The 10679-nt window shown below is 67.2% G+C and carries 8 protein-coding genes; 6 read left to right on the forward strand and 2 right to left on the reverse strand.

Annotation, left to right across the window (positions count from 1 at the left end; translation table 11 throughout):
- Nucleotides 1–503, reverse strand: a 503-nt coding sequence (locus tag ACIQ6O_RS07700; protein WP_396207196.1) for a WD40/YVTN/BNR-like repeat-containing protein, incomplete at its 3' end; no start/stop codon positions are given.
- Nucleotides 504–935: 432 nt separating this feature from the next.
- Here ACIQ6O_RS07700 and ACIQ6O_RS07705 point away from each other — a divergent pair.
- The 6 genes from ACIQ6O_RS07705 to ACIQ6O_RS07730 all read left to right on the forward strand — a co-directional run bounded on the left by ACIQ6O_RS07705 (nucleotide 936) and on the right by ACIQ6O_RS07730 (nucleotide 10053).
- Entirely contained in the window at nucleotides 936–1805 is an 870-nt protein-coding gene (locus tag ACIQ6O_RS07705) for an SPFH domain-containing protein (RefSeq protein ID WP_396207197.1), read from the forward strand.
- 39 nt (nucleotides 1806–1844) lie between these two features.
- The gene (locus ACIQ6O_RS07710; RefSeq protein WP_396207198.1) at nucleotides 1845–2048 is read left to right on the forward strand and encodes a hypothetical protein; all 204 of its coding nucleotides are present in this window, start codon (nucleotides 1845–1847) and stop codon (nucleotides 2046–2048) included.
- The gene (locus ACIQ6O_RS07715; protein ID WP_396207199.1) at nucleotides 2045–3616 is read left to right on the forward strand and encodes an alpha/beta hydrolase family protein; all 1572 of its coding nucleotides are present in this window, start codon (nucleotides 2045–2047) and stop codon (nucleotides 3614–3616) included. Before ACIQ6O_RS07710 ends, ACIQ6O_RS07715 begins: the two co-directional genes overlap by 4 nt.
- A gap of 247 nt (nucleotides 3617–3863) precedes the next feature.
- Nucleotides 3864–4520: a hypothetical protein gene (locus tag ACIQ6O_RS07720; protein WP_396207200.1), complete on the forward strand. Its 657-nt coding sequence runs from the start codon at nucleotides 3864–3866 to the stop codon at nucleotides 4518–4520.
- A gap of 140 nt (nucleotides 4521–4660) precedes the next feature.
- Entirely contained in the window at nucleotides 4661–7252 is a 2592-nt protein-coding gene (locus ACIQ6O_RS07725; RefSeq protein WP_396207201.1) for a zinc-dependent metalloprotease, read from the forward strand.
- Nucleotides 7253–7440: 188 nt separating this feature from the next.
- Nucleotides 7441–10053 (forward strand): zinc-dependent metalloprotease, encoded by a 2613-nt coding sequence (locus tag ACIQ6O_RS07730; RefSeq protein ID WP_396207202.1) that lies wholly within the window; start codon nucleotides 7441–7443, stop codon nucleotides 10051–10053.
- Between the two features lie 85 nt (nucleotides 10054–10138).
- Here ACIQ6O_RS07730 and ACIQ6O_RS07735 read toward each other — a convergent pair whose 3' ends face one another.
- Nucleotides 10139–10387: a rhodanese-like domain-containing protein gene (locus ACIQ6O_RS07735; protein WP_396207203.1), complete on the reverse strand. Its 249-nt coding sequence runs from the start codon at nucleotides 10385–10387 to the stop codon at nucleotides 10139–10141.
- Between the last annotated feature and the right edge of the window lie 292 nt (nucleotides 10388–10679).

Genomic DNA, 10679 nt, shown 5'->3' on the forward strand with positions numbered 1-10679 from the left:
CGCACCTTGGAGATCTGGCGCGTGTCGTTGAGCCCGATGTTCGCCCACGTCTTGCCGCCGTCGGTGGTCTTCCACATGCCGTCGCCGTGGGAGACGTTGCCGCGGATGGCGAACTCGCCGCCGCCCACATACACCACGTCCGGATTGCTCGGCGCCACCGCCACCGCGCCGATCGTCCCGCCGAAATACTTGTCGGTCATGGGCGTCCACGACTCACCGCCATCGGTGGTCTTGAAGACGCCGCTACCGGTGGTGCCCATCCAGTATTCCTTGGGGCGCGCGGCGGAGCCGGCGACGGCCACGGAACGGCCACCACGATACGGCCCGATTTCGCGCCATTTTAGCGCCGCCATTGCGGCAGTATCGAACCCTGCGGCCATCGGCGCCGGTGCGGCAGCGCGAACCACCGGGCGGGCGGCGGCGGGCTTGGCCGCCTGCGCACCGATCGAGGCAAGGGGAGTCATCGCGCCGGCGAGCAGAACGAGGCGCGGGGAGAAACGCATCACAGCGGGACCTCCGAAAGGGATGTGACGGAACCGAGCGGCGACTATCGCGAGCGGTGACGCTGGCCGCAATAGGGAGCTGCACTGGGTACGGGCGGAGGACGGGGAGGGTTGAGGCTTTCGCACTCCCAACCCCTCACCCCCGCCTCCTGTCCCCCGCCGGGCAACGATGCTCTGCGGTGGGCGACTGACCGCACGCCCGTTCAGGGTCGAGGGTCGTGCGTCGAGGGTCGTGTGTGCGTGTTACACCCACCCTGAACCCTGAACCCACGACCCTCCACCCTGAACGGGTGTGCCGTCAGTCGCAGGCAAACACCCTGCGGGATGGCATCCACGGAGCTGGGTACCGCCGCTGAAACCGCCCCCCAACCCCTCCCGCACGCGCTATTGAAGTGATATCACTTCAATACCACCCTTCACCTCCCAACCACCATGCTTCGCGAAATCGATACCAAGCCGGCCAGCGGCATCCTGATCGCCGCCCTGCTCACCCTGGGTGTGCTGGGCGGGTTCTACGGGTTCTACGTCGGCGCCCGCGGCGACGACTTCGGCCTCGCCATTCCCTCCATTCTCGTCTCCATCGTCACCGGGCTTCTGCTCCCCGGCCTCTTCACCGTGGAGCCCAACGAGGGGAAGGCGCTGACGCTGTTCGGCACCTACAAGGGCACCGTGCGCGAGCCGGGCCTCTGGTGGGTGAACCCGTTCATGCAGAAGACCAGTGTGTCGCTCCGCGTACGCAACTTCGAGACGAACAAGCTCAAGGTGAACGACGCCTACTCCAATCCGGTGGAGATCGGTGCCATCGTCGTGTGGCGGGTCACCGATACGGCCGAGGCGCTGTTCGAAGTGAACGACTACGTGCAGTACGTCGCCGTGCAGAGCGAATCGGCGCTGCGCGCCCTCGCCTCGCAGCACCCCTACGACGCGCACGGCAGCAACGAAGTGGCGCTCAGCACGCACCAGGAAGAGGTGAACAGGGGGCTCGCCCTCGCCCTCGTCGACCGTCTCGCCAAGGCCGGCGTGGAGGTGATCGAGGCGCGGATCAGTCACCTGGCCTATTCCCCGGAAATCGCGGCGGCCATGCTGCAGCGCCAGCAGGCGAGCGCCATCGTGGCGGCGCGGCAGACCATCGTGGAGGGCGCCGTGGGGATGGTGGAGCTCGCCCTGGCCTCGCTCAAGGAACGCGACATCGTGGACCTCGACGGCGAACGCAAGGCCGCGATGGTGAGCAACCTGCTCGTGGTGCTCTGCAGCGAACGGTCCACGCAGCCGGTGGTGAACACCGGTTCGCTCTACACCTGATCGCCCGCGTGCCCGTCGTCGCAATGACCGGACGTCCTCATGGCTGAACGCAAGTCGTTCCTGTTGCGCGTCGATCGCGACGTGCTCGATGCCGTGCAGCGCTGGGCCAACGACGACCTGCGCAGTCTCAACGGGCAGATCGAGTTTCTCCTCCGGCGGGCGCTCCGCGATGCGGGGCGCGCGCCGAAGGGCACGACGACCTCCCCCACCACTGACCCCGACGTTTCCCTGGAGCAATCATGATGCAGTGGATGGTGCGGTGTGCTCTCGCCTGCGTCACCGCGCATGCCGCCGTGGCGCACACCGCCGAAGCGCAGTCGACGCCCGTGACATTCCTCTACCTGCGTGGCGCCGATACCCTCGCCACCGAAGTCATCACGCCGGGCGATGGTATCGTGAAGGGCGTGCTGTCCTACCGCGGACAACCCCGCGTCGAGTGGGAGCAAGTGCGCACGCCGCTGCGGCTCACGCTCGAGGCGTATGCCGCGGGAAGTCCGGCGGGTAGCGCCCCGCTGCAGGTGGCGAGCTTCGTGCCGCGTGGCGACTCCATGGCGATCGAGATCGGCGCCCGCGGCGCCATGCGTCCGCAGGTGATTCCGGCGCGGGCGGGCGCGGTGACCCTCATCAACAACTCGCTGCTGCACAGTGCGTTGCTGGCGCAGTTGGCGCGCGAAACCGGACGCGCGACGATGCCGCTCCTGTTGGCCCAAGGCGGTCAGCTGGTCGACGCCACCTTCAGTCGCGCCGGCGATACCACGACCATGACCCTCGCCGGGATGTCGTTGCACATCGTGTGGGCCGATGGGGTGCCGAGTGAAGTCCGCGTGCCGGCGCAGAATCTGCGCGCCGTGCGCAGTGCCGGTTCCGTCCCGCCGGCGATGGCGAAGCCGGTGTCGTACGACGCGCCGGCCGATGCGCCGTACACCGCAGAACAGGTATCCATCGACACGCCGCGCGGGTACACGCTCGCCGGCACGCTGACGCGCCCCACAGGCGTGACCGGCCCGGTGCCCGTACTCGTCACCATCAGTGGCAGCGGCCCGCAGGATCGCGACTCACGCATTCCCATTGTACAGGACTATGCGCCGTTTCGAGACATCGCCGACACGCTTGGCCGTCGTGGCATCGCCGTGTTGCGCTACGATGATCGCGGCGTGGGCCAGAGCGGTGGCGGCGGCGCCCTGCGTGACACGGCCACCAGCGCCGACTTCGCCGACGATGTGTTGAGCGTCGTCAGCTATCTCCGCCTGCGCAACGACATCGACGGCGGTCGCATTGCGCTGGCCGGTCACAGCGAAGGGGGACTCATCGCGCCCATCGTGGCCGTGAAGGACCCACGCATTCGTGCGGTGGTGCTGATGGCCGGCCCGGCGATCTCCGGCCGCAAGGTGCTCGAGTACCAGAACGAAAATGGCATCCGCGCCGCGAAGGTGACCGACGCGCAACGCGATTCGCTACGCCGCACCGTGCCCGCCGCGCTCGACTCGCTGGCGCGCGCCAACCGGTGGATGCGCTACTTCATGATCACCGATCCCCTCGTCACCGCGCGGCAACTGCGGCAGCCCGTGCTCGTGCTGCACGGCGACACCGACATGCAGGTCACGCCCGAACAAGCCGACACCCTCGGCGCCGCGATCCGCCGCGCCGGCAATCGTACCGTGACGGTGCGCCGCTTCCCCGCCACGAACCACCTGTTCCTCACCGACAGCGTGGGCGCGCCGGGCGGATACGCCGCGCTCACCAACACGAAGGTGCGCAAGGACGTACTGGGCACGCTGGCGGACTGGGCGGCGCAAGTCCTCGGCAAGTGACGACCTCGCCAGTCCTCCGGGGAGAAGGGGAGAAAGGGGGGAACTGATAATGGGAGAAAAGGGGAAAGGAAGAAAAGGAGTGTCCGAATCGACGTCGAGCCTTCGTCGTTTCATACTCCATTTGTTTGTCTCCTTTTCTCCCTTTCTCCTTTTCTCCCAATATCAGTTCCCCCTTTTCTCCGCGCTCACCGATTCTCCCCAACGCCGTCGCTTGCGTCACGAGCCACGAACGGGCTTCAATAGAACCATGCACTCCCTGCTTCGCGCCACGTTCGCCCTCTGCGCGCTCCTGCTCTCGCGGCCTCTAGCCCTCCAGGCACAAGTCGCGCCCGACTCCGCGGCCGCGCGTCCCGCGGCGCCGGTCTTCGTGTACGTGCAGTACGGCGACACCATTGCCTTCGAGGCCATCGACACGGACACCGCCATGGTGCGGGGGGTGTATCTCGTCCCGAAACAGGGACGCATCGCGTGGGATCACTTGCTGCGCAGTGGCACGCCATCGGATCTCAGCCTGTCGTTTTTTCCGCCGCTGGAACAGGGCAGTATGGCGTACCGACAGGTCGACTACGTGCCGAAGGGCGATAGCATGATCATCGTCACCCGCGATTTCGATCGGCGCACCTCGGACACCCGCCCGGCACGCGACAGCGCCATCGCCGTCTTCGGTCGCTCCATGACACACATCGCCTATCTCGGTTTCTATGCCGTGCAGGCGCGTCGTCCGGTCCTCCCCCTGTTCCTCACCTCCTCCGCCAAGACCGTGTCGGCAACCGTGCGCGCCATAGGAGAAACGCTCGCCGTCGTGGTGGATGGCTTGCGCGTGGAATCGGACTGGGAAGGCGGGGCGCTCCTCGAAGTGCGCGTCCCCAGCCAGGGGCTGGTGGTGCGGCGCCTGCAATACTGAGCGGTCGACCGAAGCGGGCGTAGCCGGCGGGACCGGCCCACGCCAGCACCGCACCCCGTCCGCGCGTAAACTCAACGCCGCGATGAATGTCCCGTCGCGCCCTCCCTCCTTTCTGCTCTCCTCAGCGAGACACCATCCGCATGCGTCATCGTTCTCTCACGTTGGCCGTCACGACCGGGCTTACCCTCAGCGCGTGCGCCAAGCCCGCCCCCACCCCTGCACCGACACCGGCGCCGGCAGCAGCACCGGCAGCAGCGCCCACGCCGGCCGGCCCACGTCCCGGCGGCGCGCCATTCGGACAGGGCCAGGGACCGGGCGGCGGTGGTCAAGGCGGCCCGGCGGCCGGCGCGCAGACGGATCCGCAGCCGCGGCCGTACGCCACGGTGATCACGCCGCGCGTCGTCACCAAGAGCGGCGTCTTCAAGGTGCACCAGATCGGCTCGCGCCTCTTCTTCGAGATCCCGCGCGCGGAACTGGGCCGGGACTACGTGATCGTGAGCACGCTCGCCGGCACCCCCGACGAAATCGGCATCCGCGGCACGCAGGGCGGCAACAACCTCGTGCGCTTCGAGCGTCGCGACAATCGCATCTTCGTGCGCGAAGCCGCCTACCGCGACATCATCGCCGATACCGCCGCGTCGCAACGGCTTGCGGCTGAACTCATTGGCGTCACCAAGATTCTCGCGGCGCTCAACATCGAAGCCTACGGCCCCGACAGCTCGGCCGTGGTCGAAGTCACGCGCATGTTCACCGGCGGCGTGCCCGAATACACCGCCCTCGGCCGTCGGGCCCAGGTCGATGCGGCACGCTCGTACATCGAACGCTTCTCGGCGTACTCGCGCAATGTGAACGTCACGGCGGTGCAGAGCTTCACACCGCAGGGCGGTGCGCCCGGTGGTGGAGGCGGCTTCCCCGGCGCCGCGGCGTCCACGGCGCCGACGACCGAGAAGTACACGTTCTCGATCGCCAAGCTCCCCGACGTGCCCATGAAGCCGCGTCTGCTCGACGAGCGCGTGGGCTACTTCGGCGTGCAGCAGCGCGATTTCAGCGGCGCCACGCAGCGCGTCGAAACGCGGCGCTTCATCGGCCGCTGGCGTCTCGAGTGCAGCGACAAGAAGGTCGGAAACCTGTGCGTGCCCATCAAGCCCATCACGTACTACCTCGACCCCGCCACGCCGGCGTGGATCAAGCCGTGGATCCGGAAGGGCATCGAAGATTGGCAGGTGGCCTTCGAAGCGGCCGGCTTCTACAAGGGCATCGTGGCCGCCGAGCCTCCGAAGAACGATCCTGACTTCTCGGGTGAAGACGCCACGGTGGCGATGGTGCGCTGGCTCCCCAGCGCCACCGAGAACGCGGTGGGTCCGTCGCTGCGTGACCCGCGCACGGGCGAAATCATCGACGCCGACGTGCAGACGTACCTCAACGTGATGAACCTCAACCGGTCGTGGTACTTCACGCAGGTGGGGCACCTCGACAAGCGCGCGCAGAAGATGCCCTTCCCCGACACGCTCATGGGGCGTCTCGTGGAATACGTCACGGCGCACGAAGTGGGGCATACGCTGGGCTTCCCGCACAACTTCAAGGCCAGCTCCATGTACCCCACGGACTCGGTGCGCAGCCGCGCGTTCGTGAAGAAGATGGGCCACACGCCCACGCTCATGGACTACTCGCGTTTCAACTACGTCGCGCAGCCCGAAGACAACATCGACCTTGACGATCTCATCCCGAAGGTCGGCCCGTACGACAAGTACGCGGTGATGTGGGGCTACACGCCCATCCCCAACGCGAAGACGCCGGACGACGAAAAGCCCACGCTCGAGAAGTGGACGCGCATGCAGGACACCATCCCGTGGTATCGCTTTGCGGGCGATGCCGGGGCGGGCGGTGCCGATCCGGGCGAGCAGTCGGAAGCCGTGGGTGATGCCGATGCGGTGAAGGCCACCACGCTCGGCATGAAGAATCTCAAGCGCACCATGGCGCTGCTCGAGGGCGCCACGGCCTGGAAGGAAGGCACCACGTTCGACGACCTCGAAGAGCTCTATGGTCGCACCGTGGGCCAGTGGGCCACGGAGATGGGGCACGTGGCGCGCGTCCTTGGCGGTCAGTACAAGCAGGAGAAGTACGTCGGGCAGAAGGGCCCCGTGTACCGTCCGGTGGAGCCGGCGCGCCAGAAGGAGGCGCTCCAGTTCCTGCTCGACAACGCGTACACCACGCCCACGTGGCTGCTCAATCAGGATATCCTGCGCAAGCTCGAGCCGAACGGCAGCCTGAATCGTGTGGGCGGCGCACAGGCGCGTTCACTCGCCGCCATCGTGGCCAACGACCGTTTGCAGCGCATGCTGGAAATGGAAGCGATGGCCACGAGCAGGAACGAGGTCTATCCCGTCGCCGACATGCTGGCCGATCTCCGTGCCGGCCTGTGGAAGGAAATCGCCACCGGGGCGCCCATCGATGCCTTCCGTCGCCGTTTGCAGCGCGTGTACCTCGAGGCGATGGCGAGCAAGATCAACCCGCCGGCCGCGCCCGCCGCAGCCGCGTTCCCCGGCCAGGGTGGCCGCGGTGCTGTGGCGCCGGTCGGCACCGCCGACTTCCGTCCCATTCTGAAAGCGGAAATGCGCGCCCTCGACGCGGACCTCGCGAGCGCGATCGCCAAGACGACCGATCGCATGAGCAAGGCGCACCTCGAGGATGCGCGCGATCAGATCCGGAAGATGCTCGACACCCAAGACTGATCGACGGTCCTGATGTCTTGGCCGGGGCAGCGGAGGGATCCGCTGCCCCGGCTGTTTTTTTGCCGTCGCCGCCGCGGCTCGCCGCCTGACCGGTTCCCTGTGGAGTAGTTCCGCCGGCGTCACCCCGCCCCTAGACTCAGGAGTCCCGCGTTCCGAGCGGGCTCTCCTCCCTCCTTTCGTCAGGTCCAATGCGCTTCCGCTCCATGCCGCTTGCGGTGGCTGGACTCGCGATCGCCGCCTGCCAACCGGCCAAGAAGCCGGCCCCGGCGCCGACGCCCGCCAACCGCCCCGCCACGAACGCCGCGCCCGGCGCCGCCGCCAACGGCCTGCCCACCCCGGGCCAGCCCACGCCGGGCCAGCCCGGTCAGCCGCCCGCCGGTGGTCTCCCCAATCTCGCCGGTCTCGCCGGCGCCCTTGGTCAGCAGGGCGAGCCCAACCCGCGCCCGTACGCACAGGTCATCACGCCGCGCGCCAAGAGCAAGAAGGGCGTGTTCGACGTGCACCAGGTGGGATCACGTCTGTTCTTCGAGATCCCGGCCACGCAGCAGGGGAAGGACTTCCTCGTCACCACGGTGCTCGCCGGCACGAGTGACGCGATCAACGGCAGCCTGTACGGCCCCGAGCGCGTGATCCGCTTCGAGCGTCGCGATAACCGCATTCTGGTGCGCGAGGCGAGCTACCTCAACATGGCCAGCGACAGCATGCAGCAGTCGCGCCAGGCCATGAACCTCATCTCGTTCTTCCCGATCATCGCCACGCTCAATGTCGAAGCCTACGGCAAGGACAGCGCGGCGGTCGTGGAAGTGACGCGCATGTTCACCGGTGGCACGCAGGAGTTCACCGCGCGTGGCCGTCGTGCCACGGTCGATGCGAGCCGCTCGTTCATCGACAAGTTCAGCGCCTTCGCGCGCAACGTGAACGTGACCGCGGTGCAGACGTACACGGCGGCGCCGGGCGGCGGCATTCCGGGACTCCCCAACATTCCGGGCCTGACCGGCGGGAGCGGTGCGGCCACCACGGAAGCGTTCACCTTCTCGCTCGTGCGGCTCCCCGACGAGCCGATGATGCCGCGCCTCTATGATCGCCGCGTGGGCTACTTCATTTCGCCCAAGCGCGACTTCGGCTCGCCCGAGCAGCGCGTGGTGTCGCGCGATTACATCAAGCGCTGGCGCCTCGAGTGCTCCGACAAGAAGGAAGGGAACCTCTGCGTTCCCAAGAAGCCCATCACGTACTACGTGGACCCCGCCACGCCGTCGTATCTCAAGCCGTTCATCCGCGCCGGTATCGAGGAGTGGCAGGCGGCGTTCGAAGCGGCCGGTTTCGCGAAGGGCATCGTGGCCGGCGAGGCGCCGGCCAACGATCCGGACTTCTCCGGTGAAGACGCGAGCGTGACGATGGTGCGCTGGCTGCCGTCGCCCACGGCCAACGCGCAGGGCCCGAGCCTCGTCGATCCGCGCACCGGCGAGATCCTCGACGCCGACGTGCAGATGTACCACAACATCCTCGACCTGCAGCGTGAGTGGTACTTCTCGCAGGTGGGGCATCTCGACGCACGCGCGCAGCGCTTCCCCTTCCCCGACTCGCTCATGGGCCGCCTCGTGCAGTTCGTGGTCGCGCACGAAGTGGGCCACACGCTGGGCTTCCGCCACAACTTCAAGGGCAGCTCGATGTACCCCGTCGACTCCATCCGCAGCCGCACGTGGGTGACGAAGATGGGGCACTCGCCCAGCATCATGGACTACGCCCGTTTCAACTACGTGGCGCAGCCGGAAGACAAGCTCCCGCTCGAAACGCTCATCCCGAAGGTGGGCCCGTACGACAAGTACGCGACGATGTGGGGCTACATGCCCATCGCCGGGGCGCGCACGCCCGAAGCCGAGCTGACGAAGCTCGACGAGTGGTCGCGCATGCAGGACACGGTGCCCTGGTACCGCTTCGCCGACGATGCGAGCGCCGGGCAGGCCGATCCGGGTGAGCAGACGGAAGCCGTCGGTGATGCCGACGCCGTCCGCGCCACCACGCTGGGCTTCAAGAACCTCGCCCGTATCATGAAGCTCGTGGAGCCGGCCTCCACGGCGGACAAGACGAAGGACTTCTCGCTCCTCCGCGATACGTACGACGGCGTGATCGGACAGTGGACGCTCGAAGCCAACCACGTGACCAAGATCATCGGTGGCGTGGATCGTCAGGAGAAGCGCGTGAGCCAGAGCGGCCCGGTGTGGACCCCGGTGGCGCGCGCGCGCCAGAAGGAAGCGATGAACTTCCTCAACGCGCAGGTCTTCTCCACGCCCACGTACCTCACGGATCTGGCGATCCTGCGCAAGCTGGAGTCCGACGGCAACATCAACCGGGTCGCCGGCGCGCAGGCGCGCGTGCTCTCCAGCCTGGTGAACAACGGCCGCCTGCAGCGCATGGTCGAACTCGAGGCCACCGCGGCCAACAAGGCGTCGGTGTACACGCTCGGGGACATGCTCACCGATCTGCGTCGTGGACTCTGGAAGGAGATCTACGCCGGCCAGCCGGTGGACGCGTACCGTCGCCGTCTGCAGACGCTCTACCTCGAAGCGATGGCCAGCAAGATCAAGCCGGCGGCCCCCAGTGCGCAGGATCAGGCGCTCGCCGCGTTGTTCGGTGGCGCCGTCGTGAACACGCGGGATTTCCGTCCGCTGCTCAAGGACGAAATGCGCACGCTCGATCGTGAGCTAGCGGCGGCCATTGGTCGCACCGGCGATCGCGCCACGCGCGCGCACCTGCAGGATGGTCGCGACCTGATCAAGGCGATGCTGGACACGGACAAGTAGGTCGCCGGTCGCAGGACGCAGGACGCAGAACGGCCGCCCGGAGCATTCCGGGCGGCCGTTTCTCATTGGAGCCGGAGAGAATCGCCTACTCGGCGAATTCGGCCCGTGCCGCGGAGATGCCGCCGCCATCCACGACGTTCGTATACCCCGCATCGGTGAGAATCTGGCGGGCCATGGCCGAACGGCCGCCGCTCGCGCAATACACCAAGAGACGCGCATCCGTTCGCGCGCCGGACACGCCATCGAGGCCGGCGGGCAGCGTATCGACCGGCACACAATGGGCCCCGGGCAGGTGCCCGAGCCAGAACTCGACCTTCGAGCGTACGTCGATCACGACGTCCACCGGTTGATTGCGAAAACGTGGCATAAAGATATTTGTTAAGTGAAATATAATTATAAATGTATTTAAGTCCGACCGTAAAGGGCGCCGTACGGTGCTCCGGGCGTGGCCAGCGCGGCGCTCACCGACCCGTCCAATGCCAGGAGAGCCACAGTGTGTGGTTGATCTCGTTGGCCCGCCGCGCGGCGAAGGCGTTGTACAGGTTCATGTAGCCCACCTCCGCGCGTGTCCGCGCCGACATCGGAATCCCCACCCCCGCGGTCGCGCGGTTCTGACCAATCGTGAA

Source organism: Gemmatimonas sp., assembly GCF_044345575.1.
Lineage (GTDB): Bacteria > Gemmatimonadota > Gemmatimonadetes > Gemmatimonadales > Gemmatimonadaceae > Gemmatimonas.

Bases quoted from the DNA above. Each gene is read 5' to 3' on its own strand.
- ACIQ6O_RS07705 (WP_396207197.1), top strand. From the start codon at position 936: ATGCTTCGCGAAATCGATACCAAGCCGGCCAGCGGCATCCTGATCGCC.
- ACIQ6O_RS07710 (WP_396207198.1), top strand. From the start codon at position 1,845: ATGGCTGAACGCAAGTCGTTCCTGTTGCGCGTCGATCGCGACGTGCTC.
- ACIQ6O_RS07725 (WP_396207201.1), top strand. From the start codon at position 4,661: ATGCGTCATCGTTCTCTCACGTTGGCCGTCACGACCGGGCTTACCCTC.
- ACIQ6O_RS07720 (WP_396207200.1), top strand. From the start codon at position 3,864: ATGCACTCCCTGCTTCGCGCCACGTTCGCCCTCTGCGCGCTCCTGCTC.
- ACIQ6O_RS07715 (WP_396207199.1), top strand. From the start codon at position 2,045: ATGATGCAGTGGATGGTGCGGTGTGCTCTCGCCTGCGTCACCGCGCAT.
- ACIQ6O_RS07730 (WP_396207202.1), top strand. From the start codon at position 7,441: ATGCGCTTCCGCTCCATGCCGCTTGCGGTGGCTGGACTCGCGATCGCC.